This window comes from Dysosmobacter sp. Marseille-Q4140 (assembly GCA_018228705.1).
GTDB lineage: Bacteria > Bacillota > Clostridia > Oscillospirales > Oscillospiraceae > Oscillibacter.
Genome location: CP073694.1, coordinates 787680 through 809772, shown reverse-complemented (window position 1 = coordinate 809772; position 22093 = coordinate 787680). Strand labels below are relative to the sequence as shown.

25 protein-coding genes are annotated in these 22093 nt (G+C 54.1%); 22 read left to right on the top strand and 3 right to left on the bottom strand.

The features are described 5' to 3' along the window. Positions 1-38 precede the first annotated feature (38 nt). The 17 genes from KFE19_03955 to KFE19_03875 all read left to right on the top strand — a co-directional run bounded on the left by KFE19_03955 (position 39) and on the right by KFE19_03875 (position 15849). Entirely contained in the window at positions 39-881 is an 843-nt protein-coding gene (locus KFE19_03955; GenBank protein ID QUO38673.1) for a hypothetical protein, read from the top strand. Further along, a complete protein-coding gene (locus KFE19_03950; GenBank protein QUO38672.1) occupies positions 836-2032 on the top strand; it encodes a hypothetical protein in 1197 nt (398 codons plus the stop codon). The genes KFE19_03955 and KFE19_03950 overlap by 46 nt, the downstream gene beginning before the upstream one ends. Before the next feature lie 22 nt (positions 2033-2054). Beyond that, a complete protein-coding gene (locus KFE19_03945; GenBank protein QUO38671.1) occupies positions 2055-2321 on the top strand; it encodes a hypothetical protein in 267 nt (88 codons plus the stop codon). Further along, positions 2314-2679, top strand: coding sequence for a DUF3846 domain-containing protein (locus tag KFE19_03940; protein QUO38670.1), 366 nt, complete (start codon positions 2314-2316; stop codon positions 2677-2679). The genes KFE19_03945 and KFE19_03940 overlap by 8 nt, the downstream gene beginning before the upstream one ends. Before the next feature lie 18 nt (positions 2680-2697). After that, positions 2698-3432, top strand: a complete 735-nt coding sequence (locus KFE19_03935; GenBank protein QUO38669.1) for a hypothetical protein — start codon at positions 2698-2700, stop codon at positions 3430-3432. Beyond that, positions 3429-4529 carry a hypothetical protein gene (locus KFE19_03930; GenBank protein ID QUO38668.1) on the top strand — a complete coding sequence of 367 codons (1101 nt, stop codon included), beginning with the start codon at positions 3429-3431 and terminating at the stop codon, positions 4527-4529. The genes KFE19_03935 and KFE19_03930 overlap by 4 nt, the downstream gene beginning before the upstream one ends. 374 nt (positions 4530-4903) lie before the next feature. Then, on the top strand, positions 4904-5341 hold the full coding sequence (locus KFE19_03925; GenBank protein QUO38667.1) for a hypothetical protein: 438 nt from the start codon (positions 4904-4906) through the stop codon (positions 5339-5341). Beyond that, a complete protein-coding gene (locus tag KFE19_03920) occupies positions 5323-7341 on the top strand; it encodes an SEL1-like repeat protein (GenBank protein QUO38666.1) in 2019 nt (672 codons plus the stop codon). Before KFE19_03925 ends, KFE19_03920 begins: the two co-directional genes overlap by 19 nt. A gap of 18 nt (positions 7342-7359) precedes the next feature. Further along, positions 7360-8286, top strand: coding sequence for a DUF3991 and TOPRIM domain-containing protein (locus tag KFE19_03915; GenBank protein ID QUO38665.1), 927 nt, complete (start codon positions 7360-7362; stop codon positions 8284-8286). A gap of 38 nt (positions 8287-8324) precedes the next feature. Then, on the top strand, positions 8325-10082 hold the full coding sequence (locus KFE19_03910) for a type IV secretory system conjugative DNA transfer family protein (GenBank protein QUO39516.1): 1758 nt from the start codon (positions 8325-8327) through the stop codon (positions 10080-10082). Next, positions 10079-10336 carry a helix-turn-helix domain-containing protein gene (locus KFE19_03905; GenBank protein ID QUO38664.1) on the top strand — a complete coding sequence of 86 codons (258 nt, stop codon included), beginning with the start codon at positions 10079-10081 and terminating at the stop codon, positions 10334-10336. The genes KFE19_03910 and KFE19_03905 overlap by 4 nt, the downstream gene beginning before the upstream one ends. Positions 10337-10599: 263 nt before the next feature. Further along, positions 10600-11130 carry an XRE family transcriptional regulator gene (locus tag KFE19_03900; protein QUO38663.1) on the top strand — a complete coding sequence of 177 codons (531 nt, stop codon included), beginning with the start codon at positions 10600-10602 and terminating at the stop codon, positions 11128-11130. Between the two features lie 360 nt (positions 11131-11490). Continuing rightward, positions 11491-12432: a hypothetical protein gene (locus tag KFE19_03895; GenBank protein QUO38662.1), complete on the top strand. Its 942-nt coding sequence runs from the start codon at positions 11491-11493 to the stop codon at positions 12430-12432. Between the two features lie 53 nt (positions 12433-12485). Continuing rightward, positions 12486-12653 carry a hypothetical protein gene (locus KFE19_03890; GenBank protein QUO38661.1) on the top strand — a complete coding sequence of 56 codons (168 nt, stop codon included), beginning with the start codon at positions 12486-12488 and terminating at the stop codon, positions 12651-12653. A gap of 38 nt (positions 12654-12691) precedes the next feature. Continuing rightward, complete coding sequence (locus KFE19_03885; GenBank protein ID QUO38660.1) at positions 12692-13399, top strand: ABC transporter ATP-binding protein; 708 nt, start codon at positions 12692-12694, stop codon at positions 13397-13399. Next, complete coding sequence (locus tag KFE19_03880; protein ID QUO38659.1) at positions 13392-14963, top strand: hypothetical protein; 1572 nt, start codon at positions 13392-13394, stop codon at positions 14961-14963. The genes KFE19_03885 and KFE19_03880 overlap by 8 nt, the downstream gene beginning before the upstream one ends. 586 nt (positions 14964-15549) lie before the next feature. Further along, positions 15550-15849, top strand: a complete 300-nt coding sequence (locus KFE19_03875; protein QUO38658.1) for a hypothetical protein — start codon at positions 15550-15552, stop codon at positions 15847-15849. A 67-nt stretch (positions 15850-15916) separates the two neighbouring features. Here KFE19_03875 and KFE19_03870 read toward each other — a convergent pair whose 3' ends face one another. The 3 genes from KFE19_03870 to KFE19_03860 all read right to left on the bottom strand — a co-directional run bounded on the left by KFE19_03870 (position 15917) and on the right by KFE19_03860 (position 17440). Beyond that, positions 15917-16252: a helix-turn-helix transcriptional regulator gene (locus KFE19_03870; GenBank protein QUO39515.1), complete on the bottom strand. Its 336-nt coding sequence runs from the start codon at positions 16250-16252 to the stop codon at positions 15917-15919. Positions 16253-16406: 154 nt separating this feature from the next. Continuing rightward, positions 16407-16979 carry a DUF1273 family protein gene (locus tag KFE19_03865; GenBank protein ID QUO38657.1) on the bottom strand — a complete coding sequence of 191 codons (573 nt, stop codon included), beginning with the start codon at positions 16977-16979 and terminating at the stop codon, positions 16407-16409. 125 nt (positions 16980-17104) lie between these two features. Beyond that, complete coding sequence (locus tag KFE19_03860; GenBank protein QUO38656.1) at positions 17105-17440, bottom strand: helix-turn-helix transcriptional regulator; 336 nt, start codon at positions 17438-17440, stop codon at positions 17105-17107. A gap of 464 nt (positions 17441-17904) precedes the next feature. Here KFE19_03860 and KFE19_03855 point away from each other — a divergent pair, with 464 nt between their 5' ends. From KFE19_03855 to KFE19_03835, 5 genes are read left to right on the top strand one after another with little or no spacing between them, the layout of a single operon-like run. Further along, entirely contained in the window at positions 17905-19020 is a 1116-nt protein-coding gene (locus tag KFE19_03855) for a hypothetical protein (GenBank protein QUO38655.1), read from the top strand. A 14-nt stretch (positions 19021-19034) separates the two neighbouring features. Next, positions 19035-20417: a hypothetical protein gene (locus KFE19_03850; GenBank protein ID QUO38654.1), complete on the top strand. Its 1383-nt coding sequence runs from the start codon at positions 19035-19037 to the stop codon at positions 20415-20417. Positions 20418-20427: 10 nt separating this feature from the next. Then, entirely contained in the window at positions 20428-21270 is an 843-nt protein-coding gene (locus tag KFE19_03845) for a DUF2262 domain-containing protein (protein ID QUO38653.1), read from the top strand. A gap of 18 nt (positions 21271-21288) precedes the next feature. Beyond that, on the top strand, positions 21289-21513 hold the full coding sequence (locus tag KFE19_03840) for an immunity 17 family protein (GenBank protein QUO38652.1): 225 nt from the start codon (positions 21289-21291) through the stop codon (positions 21511-21513). Between the two features lie 12 nt (positions 21514-21525). Next, on the top strand, positions 21526-22065 hold the full coding sequence (locus tag KFE19_03835; protein ID QUO38651.1) for a hypothetical protein: 540 nt from the start codon (positions 21526-21528) through the stop codon (positions 22063-22065). Positions 22066-22093 lie beyond the last annotated feature (28 nt).

Sequence of the window (22093 nt, the reverse complement as noted above, 5' to 3'; positions counted from 1 at the left end):
AACCCGTCTCGAAACCAGCAGGAAGAGGCGGTGCCAAAATGATTATCGTAGGCTATGGCGGGGGAACAGACAGCAAGGCGATGCTGGTTGGCCTGTGGCAGCGACGCATTCCTGTGGACCTGATCCTTTTTTCTGACCCCGGCGGGGAGCAGCCCCATACCTATTGGTATCTCCGGATCATGGATCATTGGCTCCGAACGCATGGAATGCCGCCCATCACCCGTGTATGGTATCGGGACTGTCTTGGCCGGCGGCAGACTCTGGAGCAGGAGTGCCTGCGGTCAAAGTCGCTTCCCTCCATCGCGTATGGGCACAAGAAGTGCTCACAAAAGTACAAGATCGCGCCTCAGGACAGGTTCTGCAATCACTACCCTCCTTGTCTGGAAACCTGGAGTCGCGGTGAGCGTGTGGTTAAGATGATCGGGTATGACGCTGGGGAAGCCCGACGGAGGGAGGGGGCCAGAGAGCATGACCTGGCTGATAAAAAGTATCAAAAGGAATATCCTTTGATGGAGTGGGGCTGGCACAGGGATGATTGTGTACAGGCCATCCAGGACGCGGGGCTTCCCTTACCGGGGAAGTCCTCTTGCTTTTTCTGCCCCTCCATGAAGAAGCGGGAGATCCGGGCGCTCTACCATCAGTACCCGGACCTGCTGGAACGAGCCTTGGCAATGGAGGACAATGCCAGGCCAAGTCTCATCACAGTAAAAGGACTGGGCCGGGATTTTGCATGGCGGGACTTTATTGTATCCGATCAGGCGCAGCTGGCGCTGCCGGATGCCTTTGTCCCGGAGGAACGGCCCTGCTCCTGTGAAATGGAAGGAGGTGACCTTCAATGGCAGGACCCGCGATCCTTGCCGCAAAAGCAGCGCTGCTCCTGAGTGACGAGCAGGCCAGGAAGCGGATCGGATACGCTGTTGCCGCAATCTTTGTTCCGCTGATCCTGGTGGTGGCATTTTTGCTGTCCCTGCTCTCCGGGACCACACAGCATAACAACGCTGTGGTGGATCTGGTGTTCAACGGAGGCCCCGTACCCACGACCATGAGCACGGAGTATACCGCCCAAGTGCATGCTATGCAGGACTGCCTGGGAGCTCTGGACAACGCGGTGGCGGAGGTCAACAGTCAGATGGAGTCCGGCACGCTGGACGGCGCCATGGTCAAAGCCACTTTTTTCTCTCTGTGTTTCGGCGGCGAGAACCCCAACCTGTCTGCGGGAGAAGCCCGCGCATTTGCGGATTGCTTTGTTCGGTATGAGACGCGGACCCGAACAGTGGCTTCCGGCTCGGACCCGAACACTGGGGAGACGATATACACAGAGGAAACATACACCGTGGCGATCGCTGTGGACTTGGATACCGCCTATGAAAAACTCGCGGATGCCGGATATCCGGTGACGGAGGATCTGGAGGCCAATGCCAGAGCGGTCTACGATCGGATCGCCTACGGTGCCGACGGAGATTACACCGGCGAGATCGAGTATGGCGGGGCCAGGATAACGGAGCTGGATGTCTCACAGTTCGCGGACCCGAACACCAAGAATGCCGAGGATCTGGTGGTCTATGTGACCCATGCATGGGAATCTGGCTGGGGCTATGTCTGGGGGACCTTCGGCCAGACGCTGACAGAGTCGCTCTTCGAGTCCAAGCTTCGACAGTACCCGGAGGGCGTGGGCAACTATGAGGAGTTCATTCGCTCCAACTGGCTGGGAGGCCGGACTGCGGACTGCGTGGGCCTGATCAAAGGGTATGGGTGGCTGGACGCAGATGCGCTCACCATCCGATATGGAACCAACGGGATGCCGGACATCGGTGCGGATGCCATGTACCGCAACGCAAAGGTGAAGGGGAGCATTGACACCATCCCGGAGGTTCCGGGTCTCGCTGTCTGGCACAGCGGACACATCGGCGTCTACATTGGCAATGGGCAGGTCATTGAGGCTATGGGTACCAAGTACGGTGTCGTCAAGACGCAGCTCAGCCAACGCAACTGGACTGCATGGTTGGAGATCCCATATATCAGCTATGACTGAGGAAAGGAGCTGACGAGCAGATATGGAAAAGGTCAGTATCGAGTTGTCCTTTGAGGCGGACAAGCTGGAGGCATTGGAATACTGCCTGCAAAAGGAGCGGACTACAGTGAAAAAGAAGATGGCAGAGTCGCTCCAGCAACTCTATGAGGAGAAGGTGCCGGAGGCAGTGCGGGAGTACCTGGAGCGGAAAAATCCACCCGCTGCCAGGCCCAGGCGTCCCCGGCCTCAAAAAGAAATAAAGAAGGAGGAAGCTCCTATTGAACCGGGAGCGGAACAGCATCATGAATGAAAATGAGATCACCGTATTGAAGGTGGAGCCTGGCAAGGCGCCTGAGCAGATTACCATTCCCAACACACTGAGAGCCATGCAGGAGCTGGTGGGCGGTCACATTGAGATCGTTGATTATCAGGGGGCATGCCTGGTGTGTAACGAGGAAGGGAAACTGCTGGGGCTGGAGCCGAATCGAAGGGTCGGCCAGGACGTGATCGCGGGAACGTTCTTCCTGGCAAACAGCGACCTCGAGGGGAACCTCTGCTCTTTGAGTCAGGAGGACCTCGCCCACTTCCAGCAGCAGTTTGCGCAGCCGGAGGCCCTCACGCAGAAGGACGTGCAGGATGCATTCGGCTTCAGGATCATCAGAATGTGATACATAATGGAGGTACCCATGGATCAATATGAATTTCAGCGGGAGCTTGACGAGGTTCTCCCTTCGCCTGACCCGCAGCTGGCGAAAAGGCTGATCGACTTTGCGGAGGAGAACGAGATCGTCTTCTATGAGGAGTATCTGGCGAGCCTGCGGTTCGTTGCAAATAATTTCGGGCAGGATACCCTGGCGAGCATCCCGAAGATGATTGACGAACAAAATATGATCCTGCCGGATGAAATGGTGGCCGCTGCAATTTGCGTACAGGGCGGCGTTCCGGTAGATCAGGTACAGCAGATGGCCTATGAAGGATGGCTCATGGGATTTTTTAATGCGCGCAGGGTTGACAATGGAGCACTCAGCCCGCTGGCGGTCTGCTCGATTCAAGATCATGGCAGGGAGGAGAAATTCTGTACCACGTACTTCGGTTCCTTCTCTCCGGGCGATGCACTCCACCGCGCGGTGGAGTATGCAGGACAGCACGACACCACCACGGCCTTTGCGCTGAAGAACCTCACGGCGGATTTGCAGGTGGATGTCGATGCGCCATCGGGAAGGAGAATCCTGGACCAGCGCAGGCCGAGCTTGATCCGAGCAATGGAAAGTGCCTTTGCACAGTGTCCGGCGGTGGCAGCGAAGATTACCTTCGATACCGACCAACGGGAAGTGACCGTGGACTATAACCCGCTCTGGCTGGAGCGGCAGAAGATGACCGGCCTGCGGATGGGCGGCATGGAGGGAGGAATGAAACGATGAGTGGGTCTGTGGAACTGGACCTCTGGCTGAATGAGTATGAGGAGGCGGCGTTGAGCGATGCCCTCAAGGAAAAGGGCTTAACCGTGACGGAGTATCTGCAGCAGCAAGTGGACAAAGCCTACGAGGAGATGGTCCCCTCTGATGTTCGGGCTCAGGTAGCGCGCAGGATTGAAGAGGAGAAGGCAGCAGATCATGCAAAATGGGAAGCATCCAGACACTTCGCTATCTTCCACATCAAAGAACATGGAGAGGAAACTCGTTTCCTTATCAACAATAGTATCGAGTTTCTGGATGCCGGTTGTCTCCTCCGAAACTATGTCCGGTCCATGCAGGACCAGCCCAGTCAAGGCAAGAGCTTTGCGTATTCGTTTCGGAAGCGCGTGGATCTGACTCCCGCTGAATTCGAAGCATACGTGGATGAGCGGTTCACCAACTCTGGCCGGGTGACAGGTGCATTCGATATCGATCTGGATCAGGGAACCTTCTCCGCTGTACATATCGACAAGGGGTGGCAGACATACGCGGCCAAGGATGTGTGCAGCGCTGCCTATTTCGCATTCCGCAAACAAAGACGGACGAATTCTGACCGTTGGCGGATCTTCCTGGACCGACTGGACGGCAAGGAGCTCCGGTGTGAAATGGAGCAGGCCAAGGTGGAGGAGCCACAGGTGCTGTGCGGCAGCAGGCGGCTCAAACCCTTCGAGATCTCGTTTGATGGAGAGATCAGTGAGTACGGTCATGTCCTGAATTTCTACATGCCGGCAGTGTTCGATCCGGACGCTGTGTTCGGGACAAGCGTGACGAGTATGGAGAACGACGACTATGTGAACGTCTATGCGGAATACGATCTGCGGACTGGCGAGGTGTGTCCTGCATTGCAGGTGACGCTGTGCCGAGGCGACGGCTCCAACGACGACTGCATCTATCCACTCAACGAGGATGAGCGTGGCTGGCTGCTGCGGAAGATGGATGCATACTGCCAGCAGGAGATGGAGATGCCGCTGGCGGATGTCCGAAAACAGTGGCAGGAGGAGATGAAGCAGGTTCAGTCGGCGCCCAAGCCCAAGGGGCCGGAGCTGCAGATGAAAGGACCATGATACTGGCCCTGCGCGAGAGGCTCCTTCTGACCGATGGTCAGCCTTCCCCTTTGCTAGGCCCTGTCGGGCCCTGTGCAGCCGAGAAAGCCCTGGGGTGAGGTAAGGGGACCTGCTGGGGCTCAATGCCCTGTTTGGAACGGTTTTCAGGGGCGTTTGGCCCCCTGAGAGCCGGCCGAAAAAAGTACTAGATAAAGGACCGCCGTGGTAAACACGGCGGTCCGGCCACAAAGCCCCGCAGTGCGGGGCTTTCAGCGATTTGGACACCGCCGTCGGTTTTCGGGCTTTCCGATTTTTACAGCGGTGGTGGATTTCAAAAATGCCGGTGTTTCAAGGCTTTGACTGCCTTTTTCACCGCCGTGGTAAAAGGAGATGCTATGGAAGAAGAAAAACGAATCAAAATCACAGTTTGGCTGAAACCGGGCCTTGTCAGCCGTATGGATGGCTGGTTGGAATCGGACAACTGCAAGAGTCGGGGTGAGTTCACGGAGAAGGCTCTCCGGTTCTATATGGGGTATCTGGCATCGGAGGATACCTCCGAGTTTTTGTCCCACGCTCTGGTGGACACACTTCGCGGGATTGTGGCCGACAACGCCAACCGTCTCCGCAGTCTGATTTTCAAGTGGTGTGTGGAAATGAATATGATGGGACATACCATCGCCGCGCACTTCCATACGGCCCCCATCAACCGCCGCGAGCTGCGCGGCTATGCCGTGGACGAAGTGATGCGCACCAATGGTCAGATCAGCTTCGACGATGCGCTGGATCAGCAGCGCCGGTTGGAAGATGACGGCACATGGCACGGATCGTATTGATCGCGCCCTATCTCAAGGGTGGTAGGGATGCGGCGCATCTCGCTCACCGAATGCGATACGTCGCCACAAGAGAAGGAGTGGAGCTGCTGACAGATCAGCACGGCGGATTCCCTGCCACGAAAAAACAGCAGGCATATATCGGGCGTCTCCTCCGCACCTTCCCAGAGGCTGAGGACCTGCTGGAGTATGACGACTACCGGGATCAGCCAACGAGAGAACGAGCCAATGAGTTCATCCGTCAAGTGCGGGAGAGCTTCGTGGAGTCCCTGGATCAGCGGGAAAACTTCCTGGACTACATTGCTCATCGACCCGGCGTCCAGCTGTCGGGTGAACACGGCCTGTGGGACGCGCGTGGGAAGGTGCATAATCTCGCGGCTGCAGTCCGGGAGGTGGCGGAGCATCCCGGTAATGTGTGGACGCCGGTGATCGCACTGCGCCGGGAAGACGCAGAGCGATTGAGTTATGATAACGCCGCCAACTGGCAGGCGCTGGTCAACGCGAACATCTGCGATATTGCCCACGCTTTCAAGATCCACCCGGACCACCTCCGGTGGTATGCGGCCTTTCACCAGAAGGAGAAAAGCGTCCATATCCACATGGTGGTATTCTCCACTGATCCCCAAGAGGGGTATCTCACAAAGCAGGGCATCCGGCAGCTTAAGTCAGTATTCGCCCGGCAGATCTACCGTCAGGAGCTCATCAGTGTCTATGAGGAGCAGACGATGTGGCGGGATCAGCTTGGAAAGGAAGCGGCGAACGCCATGGTGGAATCCATCCGGCAGATGGCCAGCGGCACCATCCAGAACAAGCGGCTGGAAAAGCTGACGTTGGAGCTGGACGAGCAGCTCCGTCACGTCAAAGGGAAAAAGGTCTATGGCTACCTACCGCCCGATGTGAAGCTCACGGTGGATCAGATCGTTGAGGAGCTGGCCCAGGACCCGCATGTCTCCCATGCCTATGAGCTCTGGCAGCAGTTGCGGGAGAAAGTCCTCAGCACATATTCGAAGGACCTCCCGCCGCGCCTTCCGCTGTCCGCACAGAAGGAATTCAAGAGCGTGCGCAACATGGTCATCCGGGAGACGCTGCGGATGTCGAAGGAGCTGGTCCAGTCAGAGTCAGATGAGATCGCAGGTGAGATCGAGCCAGATGTCACGGGGACGGAGAAGCCGAAGAAAGATGACAGCGAAGCGCCGTCCCTGTTCAGCAGGGAACGGCGGTATTGGACAGCCAAAAAATACCTCCGCGGCAGTGACACCACACCGCCGGATTACGAGCGCGCGTACCGTCTTCTTCTGCTGGAGGCCAAGGATGGAAACGCCCAGGCCATGTGTGACCTAGGCCATATCTACCGTGAGGGCCTTCTGCCGGACAGTGATCCCGACCCGGAAAAGGCGCGGGAGTGGTATGCAAAGGCGCTGGCAGTCTTCCGGGAAAAGGAGCAGGCGATGCCCAGCAGCCAGACAGAGTATCGGATTGCAAGGCTGTATGCCAACGGCCTCGGTGTGGAGGCAGACGATGCGGAGGCGGAACACTGGTTCCGGCTGGCTGTCGAAAAGGAGAATCCCTTCGCGCAGAATGCCCTGGCCGCTCTGCTGCTCAAGCAGGGAAAGCCGGAGGAGGCTGCGCACTGGCTGGAGCGCGCGGCAAAGCAAGGAAATCCAGCGGCGCAGTATGCCCTGGGCAGACTGCATCTGCTGGGGACCGGCGTCCTGCATGACCGGGATCTTGCCATGGAGCTGCTGGGCCGGGCCGCCGCACAGGGGGACAGCCGCGCCGAGGCACTGACGAAGGAGCCGGAACGGGTGCCCTTCCTGCCAGCGGCGATGGCAGTCACCAGGATGCTCCACCACATGAGCCGGATCTTCGAGCACAACTGCAAACAGGATCAGGTCTTTCAGGGACTCCAGATCGACCGGAAGCGGTGGCGGGAGCTGCAGGAACTGCGGATCGCTATGGGCCACATGCCGGATGATCATGAGGAGCCCCGCATGAATTTCTAAGAGAGGAGGAATCTCCATATGGGGACCTTTGTTTATTTCACAGAGGAACAGAAACGACAGGCAAATGATGTGGATCTGGAGGCGTACCTGCTCCGGAGGGGAGAGAAGCTGCTCCCCTCTGGACGGGAAAAACGCCTGGCGTCAGATCGTAGCATCACGATTCGCGGCAACGAGTGGTTCGACCATGAGGCACAGGCCGGTGGGCATCCGATTGACTTTCTCCGCATCCACTACAACATGTCCTTTCCGGAGGCGATGCGGGAACTGATAGGCGGGAATTTCGGACAGGAGCTTCCGACGGCGAAGAAGAAAGATGTGCAGTCGAAGCCGTTTGCCTTGCCTCCGGAAAACGCAAATATGCGGCGAACTTTTGCATATCTGCTCCGGCGGCGCCATATTGACCGGGCTGTGCTGATCGAGTTTGTGAGAGCCAGGCTGCTCTATGAGGATGCAGATCATCACAACGCCGTATTCGTGGGCAGGGACGAAAATGGCACTGCAAAGCACGCGCACATGCGCAGCACCAATAGCTGGGGCGATCCCTTCCGCCTGAACGTGGAGGGGTGTGATCCCAGATACAGCTTTCACTATGACGGTAAGGATGGGCGTCTCTATGTGTTTGAGGCGCCCATTGATTTATTGTCGTACATCTCCCTACACCCAGACCGTTGGCAGGATCATAGCTATGTGGCCTGCTGTGGTACATCCGCCATTCCGGTGATTACGTGCCTGGATCGGATGGCGCGGCCGGAGGAGGTGGTGCTGTGCCTGGACAATGACGAGGCTGGCCATAAAGCCTGCCGGCGGATGGAGAAGCAGCTCACGGAAAAATACAATGTCACGATCCGGCGGGAGATTTCCGCTGAGAAGGATTGGAATGACGACCTCTGCGCTATGTCTCAGGATCGCTCACCGGAAATGATGATGGGGGCGATGAGCAGGTGAACGAAAGCGCATGGACCCTGATCGGCTTTGCTGTTGTCATGGTGATTGTGATTGCCGGACTGTCTATGATCTCCCAGCACTACACCTTGAACATCAAAAGCCGCACTGTGGGCGATGGGCAGCACGGGACAGCGCGATGGGCGACCAAGCAGGAGATCCAACGTACCTATCACTTGGTGCGCTATGATCCACAGGCTTGGCGCAGAGGAAAAGACCTGCCAAAGGTACAGGGCATCATCGCAGGCAGCGTGGGGAGGAACCCGACTCCCATCGAGTTCAAGATCAGAAAGAAAAAAATCACCATTCATGTGGAGCGGCTCGCTCTCCAGAAGCACAAATGCATGAAGGCGATTGTGGATGGAGACGACATCCACTGTCTGATGATCGGTGCCAGCGGCGCCGGTAAAACAGCTTATTTTTTGTATCCTAATCTGGAATACACCTGTGCCACGGGAATGAGCTTTCTAGCCCTGGACAGCAAGGGAGATTTGGCTAGGAACTACGCAACCATTGCCAAAAAATACTACGGTTACAAAATCTCCATCATTGACCTACGGAACCCTACGCGATCGGATGGAGACAGTCTCCTGACGCTGATCAACCGATATTCAGACAAAGCGAGGGCGGAGCCGGACAATTGGGGATATAAGGCCAAGGCAGAAAAGTATGCGAAGATCCTTGCAAAGACGATCATCAATCAAGGCGGTGAATCTGGGCAATTTGGTGAGAACGCATATTTTTACGATGCCGCAGAAGGCGCTCTTGCTGCCATGACGCTGCTCCTGTCGGAATTCCTCCCCCCTAAAAAGGGCGAGGCCGATGTGCGGCACATCATCTCGGTATTTAAGCTGACACAGGATCTTCTGGCGCCCAGCCAATTTAACCAGGAGAAAAATGGATTCCAGGCGCTCATGGATCTGCTCCCACCGACGCACAAGGCAAGATGGCTGGCGGGCTCTGCCCTCAACGCCTCGGACCAGACCATGGCATCCGTCATGTCCACGATCCTGTCCCGTCTCAATGCGTTCCTGGATACCGAGATGGAGCAGATACTCTGTTTTGATAACTCCATTGATGCGGAGACCTTTGCCTCGGAAAGATGTGCGATTTTTTTGATCCTGCCGGAAGAAGATCGGACGAAAAACTTCATGGCGACACTCATGATTCAGAACCTATCCAACGAGCTGTTTGCCATTGCGGATAGGAATGAAGGAAAGCTGAAGAACCGAGTCGTGTTTTTCTGTGACGAGTTCGGTACCATGCCGCCATTCGATGTCATGGCACTGTTCTCAGCTGGCCGATCCCGGAAGCTGACGATGGTGCCCATCATTCAGAGCGTCGCGCAGCTGGAGGACAACTATAAGAAAACGGGCAGCGAAATCCTGATCGATAACTGCCAGCTGACGGTTGCCGGCGGCTTTACCCCTCAAAGCGAAACTGCGGAGTCTGTGTCTCGTGCCTTGGGAAACCGCACAGTCCTCTCCGGCAGTGTTTCCAGAGGAAAAAATGATCCCAGCCAGTCGCTGCAGATGATGGAGCGACCACTGATGTCACCGGATGAATTGAAGTCCATTCCGAAGGGGCATTTCATCGTGATGAAAACCGGTACCCATCCTATGCAGACAAGGCTGCCTCTCTTCCTGGACTGGGGCATCACATTCGACGAACCTTACCAAATGCCGGAGAGAGCCAATCGTAAAATTGCCTATGCCAATAAGGAGGACCTGGTCAACAGCATCATGGCCAGCAGGTCAGGCCGCGGGATCTATAACACCAAGCGGGAGGGGATGATATGAGCTATTTCGATGTGGTCTATGCGGACCATGAGCTGTCTCCCCGTGCCAAAACGGTCTGTATGTATCTCCACGACCGCGCTAACAAGGAGGGAGAGAGCTGGTATGCCATCAATACCATCGCATCAGATCTTGGTCTATCCCGCTCCACAGTGAAACGTGCCCTTGGCGATCTTGTTCACCAGGGGCGCGTAGAGAAAAAACCACGGTATCGAAAAAACGGTGGCTGTACCTCCAACCTCTATCGGCTGCTGTGAAAAAGAGCGCATCCCCCGCCAAGGGGGGATTGCGCTCATTAGCTGGACCGGGGGCCGGGTCATCATGGCCCACCCAGAAGACCCAATAGAAGGTACGATTATATTCAGAGGATAACAACATGGGTAAGATGTGAATTTCTGATAAAAGTTCCCAGCTTAATGAGAGAAGGGATATCCAAATAGGAAGTTGAGGAACGGCAATTGCTTTTCTTGCTAGAACCACATATAATGCACTTAGATTTTGCATTTGTGAGGTTCTGGCTATGGGGAGAGTATCTACGAAAGAGAATAAGAATATCTACCAGACTACACGCGAAGCACTACGCCTGACCCGTGAAGCTGCCGGCGAACTTTTGGAGACCATCCCGCCGGAGCGTATTGAAAAGATCGAGAACGAGCGGTCCCTGCCCCACCCGGACGAGGTGCTGACCATGGCGGACAAGTACAAACAGCCGGGGCTGTGCAACTACTACTGCGCCAACCAGTGCCCTATCGGGCAGGAGTATGTGCCGGAGGTGCAGATCAAGGACCTCTCCCAGATTGTTTTGGAGATGCTGGCTTCCCTCAACTCTATGAATCGGCGTAAGGAACGGCTAATCGAGATCACTGCCGACGGAGTCATCAGCGATGATGAGCTGGAGGACTTTATCCACATCCGAGAAGAGCTGGAGCGTATATCAATCGCGGTGGAGACACTGCAGCTGTGGTCGGAGCGGATGCTGGCCACTGGCGCCATCAATGCTGAGCAGTATGAGGCCTATGAGCGCCGACGGGCAGAGCGGGGGAGGAATTGAGTCGGGTATTTTGCTGCGGCAGTGAAAATAGCGCACCTTAATTTGCCAATCCGATGCTGGAAGCTGCATGGGCGGGATGTTAGAATACCATCAAACAGAGAGAGCAGACGCTCCTGTGAAGTTTCCGCAGCGAGGTGACAGCGATGGATACGAAAACGAGACTCCTGGCAATCAGATTGATGGAGAACCTCCGGAGAAATCCCGCTTATGCCCGGACATTGGGCGTTCAGGTGTCCTTAAAGAGATCCGCCTGAAGGGACGGCTCCCGTTCCAATCCAGCGGCTGAGGGCTTCACAGTTAGGTGAAGCCCTCTTTTACAAAGAGAAGCTGTGCATAAGGAAGGGAAAGGAGCAACAAGGGATGAACTACTATGACCAGCAACTGAAAGAACTGCTCGCCGAATGTGCCCGCAAGAAGAAATTGGAGGCCACGGCTGCCGAACTGCGGCACCAGCGTGATACCTACACTGCAAGGGCGGAGGAACTGAAACAGACCATGCAGGAGGAGCAGGCTGATGTTGACCGGCTGGAGGGCCGGAGTCTGGCCGCCTTCTTCTACAATGTCGTTGGCAAAATGGATGAGAATCTGTCGAAAGAGCGGCAGGAGGCCTATGCGGCCCGGGTACAGTATGACACCGCGGTCCGGGAACTGGCTGGCGTGGAGGAGGACCTGGGCAGATGCCAGGCGGAGCTGGACACGCTGGGCGACTGCGAGACTCGGTACGCTGCGCTGCTTCGGGAGAAGACTGAGGCGGTCAAAGCCGCCGGCGGCGCCGTGGCGGAGCAGATCCTGGGGTTAGAAGAGCGTTCTGCGTATCTGGAGAGCCAGGAGCGGGAACTGCAGGAGGCATCCGCTGCCGGACAGAACGCCCTGGCAACAACTGACCAGATCCTGGAGAGCCTGAACAGTGCAGAGAACTGGGGAACCTGGGACCTGGTGGGCGGCGGCCTGATCGCCGACCTTGCCAAGCACAGTCGGCTGGATGAAGCCCAGGCGTCAGTGGAATATCTGCAGTCGCAGCTGCGGTCCTTCCGAACAGAACTGGCTGACGTGACAATCAGCGCCGATTTCCAGGTCAATATTGATGGCTTCCTCCGAGTGGCCGACTACGTGTTTGATGGCATCTTCGCTGACTGGGCGGTGCTGGATCGAATCAATCAGGCCCAGGTGCAGGTAGAGAACACCCGGGCACAGATCTGTGCGGTCTTGGACTACCTGCGGCAGATGACGAATCAGGCGGAACAAGATGGGGCTGGACTGCGGCAGGAGATTGAGAGGCTGGTAAGAAGCGTGCCCATGTAGTGAAATAGGCCGAATGACTTTGGAAATAAAAGAGAATAAGGAGCAAGACGAGTATGGATGATGCCGGCGCGCAGGCGCCCCAGCTGCTCTGGATCAACTGGACGGCCCATGTGGTGTCCTTCCACCAAGAGGAAGGGTTTGAGACGGTGACATTTCCTGACCACGACACCATGCTGGCTTATGTGTTCCAGAAGACCTCAAACGGCTTTCGCATCCAGTGAGGCCATTAGAGAAAGAATCACACAGTTAGGAGTAACCTATGAAATTTGTCATTGAGCACTTGTCTAAAAATTTTGAACAAAAAGAAGTCTTGAAAGACATTGGCTTTACCTTTGAGGAGGGGAGAATCTACGGGCTTCTGGGCCGAAACGGCGCTGGTAAGACGACGCTCTTCAACTGCCTGAACCGGGACATCAAGGCTGACAGCGGCAGTTTCTATCTGGAGGAGGACGGAGTTCGACGAGAAGTGGCGGCGGAGGACATTGGGTATGTTCTTTCCACGCCCACTGTGCCGGAGTTCCTCACCGGCCGTGAGTTTCTCAAATTCTTTATGGAAATTAACGCCGATTCTATTCGGGATCCAAAGTCACTGGACGAGTACTTTGATGAAATGAGCATTGCTCCAGAGGATCGGGACAAGCTTCTGAAGGACTATTCCCACGGCATGAAGAACAAGATGCAGATGCTTGTCAACATCATTGCGCAGCCGAATGTTCTGCTTCTGGACGAGCCGCTGACTTCCTTAGACGTGGTGGTGGCCGAGGAGATGAAAAACCTGCTCCGGTCACTGAAGGACGGGCGGGTCACCATTTTCTCCACCCACATCCTAGACCTGGCATTAGATCTGTGCGACGAAATCGTGCTGCTCAGCCATGGGGAGCTTGAAGTGGTGGAGAAGTCTAACCTGGATGACCAGGAGTTCAAGGAGAAGATCATTTCGGCACTGAAAGAGGAGAGTCATGCTTAAAACACTGCGAATCTCATTCGCCCTGAAGAATACATACCGGGTCAACGGCATCCTACACTCCCTCAAACAGATTCCGCTTTTGAAGCGGCTCCTGCCCGAGACCCTCTACCGAGTCCGGGGGCTGAAGATCTTTGCCAATGTGCTCTCAGTATTGTGGGAGATCGTATCTATTTTCCTGTGGAAGTTCCTGTACTTCATCACCATGGTCTTTGGAGTGGGTCTCCTCTATGAACGGGTACCGAAGGACGCTGGTTTCCTGCATATCCTGCTCTTTCTGACGATGATTGGCTCATACATGAATACCAACATCTTCAACCCCACCCGGGATAAGTACTACGCCATGATCCTTTTGCGGATGAACGCCCGAGACTATACCCTGACCAACTACGGCTATGCGCTGGCGAAGGTCGTGGTCGGGTTCTTACCCATCACTATACTGTTCGGCCTGAACCGCGGCGCCCCGCTGTGGTTGTGTCTGCTGATCCCGTTCTGTGTGGTCGGTGTGAAGATCACGGTAGCTGCCGACTCCCTGCGGGACTATGAGAAGCACGGCTATGTCCGTAACGAGAACAACCTGCAGAAGATAGCCTGGCTGCTGACGGCGCTCCTGCTGGCGCTTGCCTATGTGCCGCCCGCCATGGGATTTGTCCTGCCGCTCTGGGCTTCGGCAGCGCTGTTCCTGGTCTGGATTCCAGCCGGCCTTCTGAGCTTTAGGCGAGTGGTGGCCTTCCGCTTCTACCGGGAGATGAATCAGGAACTGCTTGTCTCGATCCCGGGCCAGATGGATAAAGCCAGATCGGCGGTTAAGACGGCGAATGAGAAGAAAATCACCGCCGACACATCCATCACCAGCCAGAAGAAGGGCTTTGAGTATCTCAACGACCTGTTTGTCAAACGGCACCGGAAGATCCTCTGGAAATCCGCCCTGCGAATCGCTTATGTTTGCACATTCCTCACTTGTGGTGTGGTGCTGCTTATGATCATACAGCCGGGCACTAAGGGGGATATCAACGACATGGTCATGACATGGCTTCCTTACTTTGCATTCATCATGTATATCCTGAACCGGGGAACTGGCTTCACACAGGCGCTGTTTATGAACTGTGATCACAGTCTGTTGACCTACTCATTCTATAAGCGCCCGGGGTTTGTGCTCAAGCTGTTTCAGATCCGCTTGAGGGAAATCATGAAGGTCAATGCAGTTCCGGCGCTGGTGATTGGATTCGGCCTCGCACTGATCCTCTATGTCTCCGGCGGGACAGACAACCCCCTCAACTATGTGGTGCTGGTGGTCACGATCCTCGCTATGAGCGCCTTTTTCTCCATCCATTACCTGACCATCTACTACCTGCTTCAGCCCTATACAGCTGGAACAGAGATGAAGAGCGGGACCTATCGCATCGTGATGATCCTCACCTATGTGGTATGCTATGCCATGATGAACCTCCGGCTGCCGATTCTGGTGTTCGGTGTGGCGTGTATTGCCTTCTGTGTGGTTTATTCCATTGTGGCCAGTATCCTGGTCTATCGTTTCGCACCGCAGACTTTCCGGCTTCGGACTTAAAATAAGCACTCTCGTTAAATAGGAGAGCGGGGGAGTCGTGCTCAATAGCACGGCTCCCCCGCTTTTTATTTCCTGGGGTATCCTGATACTTTCCTCAGAATTGCTTGCTACCATTGTGGCAGCATCAATAAAGGGAAGATTGCGATCTTTAGCTGGACCGGGGTCTGGGTCATCATGGCCCATCCAGAAGGCCCATTAGAAGGTACGGTTATATTCAGAGGATAACAACTACATGGGGTAGGAAAAGCTTAGATCCGCATCTCGGCAAGCAGCTCCCAATAATCAGAGGAAGAATAATAGGGGGTGAGATAATCATCCTCCACGACTTGATTCGCCTGTGAGAAGGTTTCTGTTCGCTCCTGCTGGTTCTCCATATGCAATCGCCTCTCATTCGCCCTCAGTGAAACCGATTATATCACTTCCAGCAAGAAAGCGCAACCCGTTGGAGCTGAATCGGCGAATCGATCTAGATATTGGGTGAGGGTAGGGGTACGATGAATCTTAAATTTCTGATAACTCGACTGGCGTTTGATAGCTTCCGCTGCTGGAATGTGATAATGTGTGTCGCTGAAAAGGAGGCGATTATGTGAATGACTATATGCAAGCCCTGCACCGGAGATTCTTCAAAGAGCCGGAGCTGAAAGAACTCAAGGAGGAGATCGAGAGTGTTCGTCTCAGCTTAAAAGCTGGGATGAGTAGAGATGACCGGGAAAAGCTGCTGAAAATGATAGACCTTTGTGTCGAATTACAAGATGAAATATCCCTGGAATCCTTCAGGTCTGGCTTTCAATTGGCTCTCGGTATCGTAAGTGAACTCCGACCCTACTGCTTTGATGAGGATGAGGAGGAGCGAGCTTACAATGCTTCTCGAGATGGTGAATTGTAAAAATAGATGTGATCCCTTGATACAGGATCACATCCATTTTTGAATGTTTATGACGACGAATAACAGTTTATCGTTTGCCTCGTGTGGAATGCTGAATCAACACGGAGACCACATCTTCAATCATCATGCGATCTTTTGGAGAGACTTTGGACAGCTCTTCTTGCAATATAGATGTTTTAATTCGGTATCCCTCATCAAGAACATCGCATAAAACCATGTCAGCAGAAGTGGAAAGAGCATTCAAAATGTCAATAAGAGTTTCGAGAGATGGGATTTTTTCTCCACGCTCCAGAGCGCCAATATAGTTTGTGCTTAGGCCCGTCATCTCTGCTAAATCTTCTTGGCGAAGTTCTCTTAAGTGACGGAACTTGCGTATGTTTCTCCCTATGGACTCAAGCTCCATCATGATACCTCCTATAAGTATTGCTGTATCACTGATAGTATAAGTTGAGCCAAAAGAAGTATACACAAACAAATAGCGTTGAAAACATACCAATAGTGTTGATAAAATGGCGCAAGTATTTTATAATCCACTTATAAGCAGAGGGGGGACACAATTAGTTGTCAATATGGACGGAAAGGGTATTGGGATCTAGAATCCATACAGGTTTCCCTGTTGCTCGAGCATACGACACAGTCATTCCGGTACCACTGGGGCTACCATTCCAAACAGCAAGAATAACGTCTGCATGGTCAACCATATATCGGTTTCTCTTCTGCATACAATCTTTTGAATAGTGCTTTTGAAGCATCGTTTCCTTGTCACAGTTTGCTGCAATTCGAAAGTACCTATTCCGATATGCTTCACTCCATTTTGTTGCCTGTGTTTCACAGGGAATCGCACATTCAAGGGTAATGCTTGGGTACTGTGATTTTAGGTTCAGAACAATTTCCGCTGCATACATGTCTATCCCCAATGCCATTCCTGTGATGAAATGAGTTACATCATTGTTGGAGATTAATTGGATAATTGTTTTTTCCAGTTCCTTCTTCAACAGCATACAACGCATGTCTGACTCACAATAACCAAATGGGAGACTTTGTGGACGGTGCCCCGAGAATGCACATGTTTTTCCTTGTGGATTTGAGTTGCATTTTTGAACTTCATTTCTAATAATTCCATCGCTCATAAAATTGATTACACCACCTATGTATTAGAGTTATAGTATATGACGCTAATCCATAGTATAGCATATAAAAAAAGGAAGAAACAGGGCTGCAAGAATTCCCTGCAGCCCTGCGAATAATCATATATTCAATTTGGATTGTGTTTTGCTTGGGCGATAAGAAATTCTAAGGTTTCAAGAATCCTTTGTTTGTCCTTGGGTGAAAGTTGATCAAGATCCTCTGAGAGCCTGGTAGTTCGGTATTTTGTGGAATGAACAATTACATCACAAAAAATCGCATCAGCAGAGGTTTCAAGGCCATTTATAATCCTTATCAACTTGTCATAACGGGGAAATGCGGCCCCTCTTTCGATGGTTGAAATATAGTTGGTTGTTAAACCAATCTTTTCTGCAAACTGGTCCTGGGTCAAACCGAGTTTTTCGCGTGACTGTTTAATCCTTTCCCCGATCCGCTTATCAATCATCTTGGAAGACTACCGCTCCTTTCTGTGATGATACGATTTAGTATAAAGATTAGCGGCACATCAATACAGATACGTTAATACATAGACTGTGGATTAGCGAATTATAATTGAAGAAAGTTTTTTGAATAAGGCTCAATAGTAAACAAAACGTAAATTTGGCTCACCAACATAAATAAGCCTTTCGGGGCACGTTTCAATATGATATAATTTATTCGAGTTATGCCCCTTGTCGGAATGGCGCTTGGGCATGACCATAAATCAAGAGGGTACATAATGAGGAGAATGACAACGCAGTTAATTACTGCATCTTTGATATATGAGGAAATTATCTTGTCTGTTGAGGAAACCACATCTGGCAGTAGATGTGGCTCCTCTCTCGCGGCCTTTTCACGCCTTGCGTCAGCCTGTCCAAGTGACAGGGTGTCGCAGGGCGTTTTTCTATCTTTGGAAAGGAGTCAAAGAATATGAGACTGAAGTACACCTGCCCCGGCTGTGGGACACCCTTGGGCTATGAGGGATTGTGCTGGAAATGCAAATCTGAACAGGAGCGAAAGGCTGCTCTTGCCTGGACACCGGAACAAATCATAGAGAAGCAGAGAAACCTGATCCAGAACATCCAGCAGCTGGCTGATATGAAGGACCCGGAGTTCGCCGACTTCTGGCAGCTGCTGGGGTACCATGATGCCATCACCCCGGAGATTCAGCGGGCGGCACTGGCCGCAGAGGTGTTCTGGCCGTGTGAAATCTATTATCACGCTCCCGCCGATGTGCGGGATGGTCTGATTCATGCGCTGTTGTCTGCGGAATATTCCAGCGCGGCTTCCAACCTGATGAGTTGCCTTGCTATGCAGGGAGATGACAAGGCAATGGAGACGCTGCTGGAGCTGGAGCGAAATCCCCAGCCCTGGCGCAAGGGCCTCTATGTGGACCCATCCAGCTATGCACAGATCGGCGGCTGGACCTTCGACAAGGAGGGCCAGAAAATCCAACTCAACTTCGATACCTGCTATCCTATGGTCAAAGGAACCACCGGCGAGAAATCTCCCGTCCGCATTGGCCGGGCAAGGGAGGACACATGCCCCCACTGTGGCGGGCGCATGGTGGACATGCTGGTATTGGACGGCCGGGATGAGCGGCTCCGGTTCCTGGGACTGGACGGCATCCTGACCGCCACCTGCTGCCCCAGCTGTGTGGGATTTCTCAAAGACCCCGCCTTCAACCGGTTCACCCTGGATGGCGGCGTGGAGGTCTTCCCTTCCGAGCTCTTTGACGGGGCGGAGAAGACGGATTGCTATGTCAGTCCTGAGGACTACAAGGCCCTTACCGAAAATCCCTTTGTGCTTGGCAAGACGCCGGTGCCTCTGTTTTACGGCGCGGCCTGCCAGGATGTGAACACCATCGGCGGCTTTGCCAACTGGGTGCAGGACGCGGAATATACGACCTGCCCCCACTGCGGGAAACCTATGAAATATCTGGCCCAGATTCAGTGGGATACGGTGTTTGACTGTGCGGAGGGCACGCTCTATGTGGAGTTCTGCCCAGACTGCCACATCGTATCCATGCAGCACCAGCAGACCTGAGAGGAGACCTTACCATGAGTTTGCCAAAGCGTGACGGCGTGCATGACCGCTACTATCTGATCCACAAGCCAGACACTTCCCCAGAGGTGCTGGCGGAGGCGGATCTCTGCATTCAGGATGTGCTGAACGGCACCGCCCGTGAAAATCACTCCGCCTACCCGACTGTTGTGCGAAATCACAACGGGACACCGTTTCTTCCGGATCAGCTGCTGGAGCGGTATCTGACCGGGTTGCCGTTGAAGGAATTTCCCTGCGAGGATGCAGTTTCCCTCTGCGATGCCATGCGGCGACTGGTGGGCTGGCAGGAGATCCGCTATAAGTTGGAGAAGTACATAGAAAAGCAGGTGCAGGAACGCTACTTCCTTGTGGGAGAGCGGGAAGATGGTTTTACCGTCTTTCCGCCCTGCACAATGCAGCCGGAATTGCGCCCGGAGGATGTGGATGAAGGTCTACTGCGCTTTGCCTGCTATGTGGCTATCTGCCATACCGTGTACGGGCAGAGTTTTGAATCCCTCACCACTGAACACATTCTCGGCCTGGTTTCCCAGCTTCGCCCAGATATGGTGAAGCAGCTGAAAACAGCCGGCAGCGGCAAATTACCAAAGGACATCCAGCAACGTAAGACGGAGCATTTCACCGCATCGGCCAATGATGCGTTTGCTACTATCCGCATCACCGCCAGGGACTCCTCCCAGGAGTGCTATGGTGAAATCCTGGACTACCTGTGCGCGGTGCTGGAGCAGGAGGAATTCCCCCGCAGTTACTCGGTGGAGTTCAGAGGAAAGGAGAAAATCTATCTGCCCATTCCCGGCTTGCCCAAGAAAGGAGTCAATCAGCTCTTTGCCTGCGCTGTGCAGCACCCCAATCTGCATCCAGCTATGGAGCGATACGCTCGTCTGGCTATGCGGGAGTTTGAGTGGTACCAAAACCTTGCGGACGAAGCCTGTGCTATGCCTGGCACCTTTGCCGTGTTCGCCCTGGGACTGGAAGGGCCGAAGTGGTGGCGGCTGGTGTGCGATTACCTGGATCGATGTGATGACGAGCACTCCTCTTTGCAGGAGAAGTTCCTGCATATTCTGTTCAAGCAGTACGGGTTCACTGCCCAGTCCCTGCCGGTGCTGGTCCACGGAGTACAGTCCATGCAGAATCTGAAGCCCGCAAAGGAGTTCCGCGCCCTGATCGCCAATGAGGAGAGCCTGGATGCTCTGCTGGAGATCAAAGGGCATCTGGAATATTACCTGCCGGAAGAATCCGGCAATGACAAAAGGGCGCTGGCCTACCTGTGGCGTGACGTGCTCTGGGCCATCTGGGGCCCGTCCTCCGAAAACGGTGGCAGCAAGGTCATCGAGTCGGCGCCGAAGGAACTGAAGGAGAAATACCAGCAAGTATTTGCGTAAGGAGAACGCCATGAAGAAGAGAACGGTCAAGGACTTTATTGCCCGATACGCATCAGACGACGAGGAAAAGCTGGTGCTGATCCAGAGCGGCACCAGCGCAGACAAAACCTTTCTGGATACTTTCTGGACGGCACATACCCATGCCCTCGCCATGGCGGATGTCCAGACCGGACAGGTGATCTCCGGCCGATGCTACCTGACCTGGCCGCTGACGGACAAGGAACGGGAAGCCAGCGACTATTCCAAGCGGTTTGCCAAGGGCCAGATCTACCGGATCAAGGCCCGCGGCTGGAAAGGTGATGCCCTCAACGAACCCCAGTGGTATGTCACGGAGGTGCTGGAGGAAGGCGTACCCTGTCCGGCACTGGAGGAGATTTGGGCGGAGTACACAAAGCCCATTCTTCTGGAGGACGAAGTGCTGGGGACCCTCACGCTGGATCGTGAAATGAGTATGTTCAACGGGACTTGCCGGTGGATGGGAGAAGACGTCCAGATCTCACTGGATGTGGAGATTGAAAAGAAAGCGTCCTGGACCCGCGTCACCAATGTGATGAAGAAACTGGTGGCAGATCAGGAAGTCTGGGATAAGTCCCTGCGGACGATGGCTGCCCAGAAGCTCACTGCCCAGGCCAACGAATGGCTGGCGGACAATGACCAGACTGACCGAGATCCGGAGAAAGCCCCCATCACGGAGGATGAGTTCGCCCGGCGCATCCTGCTCACCGAGTTTACAGTATCCCCTGGTGGGCGTTTTACCGCCTGGTATGAAGACGACGATATGTTCTGGGGCCATGTGATCACTGTGGATGGAACGCTGAAAAAAGGCCCCGTTGACGCTGATATACAGGGATAAGCAGAGGAGGAAACTTAAATGAACGGTGAGCAGATCACAGCTTTTTTACAGGCACACTGGGAGTGGGTGACTTTGATCATGGGCATTGTGTCCGTGGCTGGCTCAATTCTGAATTGGAACTGGATGTGCGACCCCACCGGTAAGCCGGACTCTCACCGCTATGGCCGCGGCTCCAGGCGGGTGATCTTCTTCCTACTGGGAATCGTGCTGATTGTGACCAGCATCATGTCCTGGGTGCTGTAAGGAGGACGAACGATGAGCGAAAAATATCCTACCTGGCTCACCGGCCATGTGAAGGAGTGGGCACAGAAACGCCTGCCCACCGTGACATTGTGTTCTACCACTGGCAATGAACTGCTGGAGGTTTGGTACTACGGTGACCTGTTGACCTTAAACGCAGAACCACAGCTATATATTGTTCCCAGTTATTTCGCTCCCGAACTTGTGGCGGCCCGTGACCCGGCCAGCGGCGAGGAGTTCGTGATCTTTGATGGCGGGCGGCATGGCTACGACAATATGTTCTGCGAAGAACATGATCCATCCGAGCTGGAACACCGTCCCCTCAAGCGGTATGAGATCCCCGCCTCCAAGCTGGTGCTGGAGCTGGGGTACAGCGTGGATTACGAGGACGAAAAAGAAGATTTCGAACCGGATGAGGCGGATACTGTGGAACTGATCAATGGCGAGCGTATGCCTTGGGAACAGGTCAAGCGGGACGGCATCGACTATATCGCACTTTACTATGTGAACGAGGAAGGAAAACAAGTCCAGATTTTGGACGCAGAGCTGGCGTAAGTACAGCTACTCTATCCTTTGCTAATCC

What these genes read in the sequence shown, in the direction of transcription:
- KFE19_03930 (QUO38668.1), top strand. Translation starts at nt 3,429, where the DNA reads ATGAGTGGGTCTGTGGAACTGGACCTCTGGCTGAATGAGTATGAGGAG.
- KFE19_03940 (QUO38670.1), top strand. Translation starts at nt 2,314, where the DNA reads ATGAATGAAAATGAGATCACCGTATTGAAGGTGGAGCCTGGCAAGGCG.
- KFE19_03900 (QUO38663.1), top strand. Translation starts at nt 10,600, where the DNA reads ATGGGGAGAGTATCTACGAAAGAGAATAAGAATATCTACCAGACTACA.
- KFE19_03955 (QUO38673.1), top strand. Translation starts at nt 39, where the DNA reads ATGATTATCGTAGGCTATGGCGGGGGAACAGACAGCAAGGCGATGCTG.
- KFE19_03855 (QUO38655.1), top strand. Translation starts at nt 17,905, where the DNA reads ATGAGACTGAAGTACACCTGCCCCGGCTGTGGGACACCCTTGGGCTAT.
- KFE19_03885 (QUO38660.1), top strand. Translation starts at nt 12,692, where the DNA reads ATGAAATTTGTCATTGAGCACTTGTCTAAAAATTTTGAACAAAAAGAA.
- KFE19_03920 (QUO38666.1), top strand. Translation starts at nt 5,323, where the DNA reads ATGGCACGGATCGTATTGATCGCGCCCTATCTCAAGGGTGGTAGGGAT.
- KFE19_03915 (QUO38665.1), top strand. Translation starts at nt 7,360, where the DNA reads ATGGGGACCTTTGTTTATTTCACAGAGGAACAGAAACGACAGGCAAAT.
- KFE19_03925 (QUO38667.1), top strand. Translation starts at nt 4,904, where the DNA reads ATGGAAGAAGAAAAACGAATCAAAATCACAGTTTGGCTGAAACCGGGC.
- KFE19_03895 (QUO38662.1), top strand. Translation starts at nt 11,491, where the DNA reads ATGAACTACTATGACCAGCAACTGAAAGAACTGCTCGCCGAATGTGCC.
- KFE19_03880 (QUO38659.1), top strand. Translation starts at nt 13,392, where the DNA reads ATGCTTAAAACACTGCGAATCTCATTCGCCCTGAAGAATACATACCGG.
- KFE19_03865 (QUO38657.1), bottom strand. Translation starts at nt 16,979, where the DNA reads ATGAGCGATGGAATTATTAGAAATGAAGTTCAAAAATGCAACTCAAAT.
- KFE19_03835 (QUO38651.1), top strand. Translation starts at nt 21,526, where the DNA reads ATGAGCGAAAAATATCCTACCTGGCTCACCGGCCATGTGAAGGAGTGG.
- KFE19_03950 (QUO38672.1), top strand. Translation starts at nt 836, where the DNA reads ATGGCAGGACCCGCGATCCTTGCCGCAAAAGCAGCGCTGCTCCTGAGT.
- KFE19_03870 (QUO39515.1), bottom strand. Translation starts at nt 16,252, where the DNA reads ATGGAGCTTGAGTCCATAGGGAGAAACATACGCAAGTTCCGTCACTTA.
- KFE19_03935 (QUO38669.1), top strand. Translation starts at nt 2,698, where the DNA reads ATGGATCAATATGAATTTCAGCGGGAGCTTGACGAGGTTCTCCCTTCG.
- KFE19_03845 (QUO38653.1), top strand. Translation starts at nt 20,428, where the DNA reads ATGAAGAAGAGAACGGTCAAGGACTTTATTGCCCGATACGCATCAGAC.
- KFE19_03860 (QUO38656.1), bottom strand. Translation starts at nt 17,440, where the DNA reads ATGATTGATAAGCGGATCGGGGAAAGGATTAAACAGTCACGCGAAAAA.
- KFE19_03910 (QUO39516.1), top strand. Translation starts at nt 8,325, where the DNA reads ATGGTGATTGTGATTGCCGGACTGTCTATGATCTCCCAGCACTACACC.
- KFE19_03905 (QUO38664.1), top strand. Translation starts at nt 10,079, where the DNA reads ATGAGCTATTTCGATGTGGTCTATGCGGACCATGAGCTGTCTCCCCGT.
- KFE19_03840 (QUO38652.1), top strand. Translation starts at nt 21,289, where the DNA reads ATGAACGGTGAGCAGATCACAGCTTTTTTACAGGCACACTGGGAGTGG.
- KFE19_03890 (QUO38661.1), top strand. Translation starts at nt 12,486, where the DNA reads ATGGATGATGCCGGCGCGCAGGCGCCCCAGCTGCTCTGGATCAACTGG.
- KFE19_03945 (QUO38671.1), top strand. Translation starts at nt 2,055, where the DNA reads ATGGAAAAGGTCAGTATCGAGTTGTCCTTTGAGGCGGACAAGCTGGAG.
- KFE19_03850 (QUO38654.1), top strand. Translation starts at nt 19,035, where the DNA reads ATGAGTTTGCCAAAGCGTGACGGCGTGCATGACCGCTACTATCTGATC.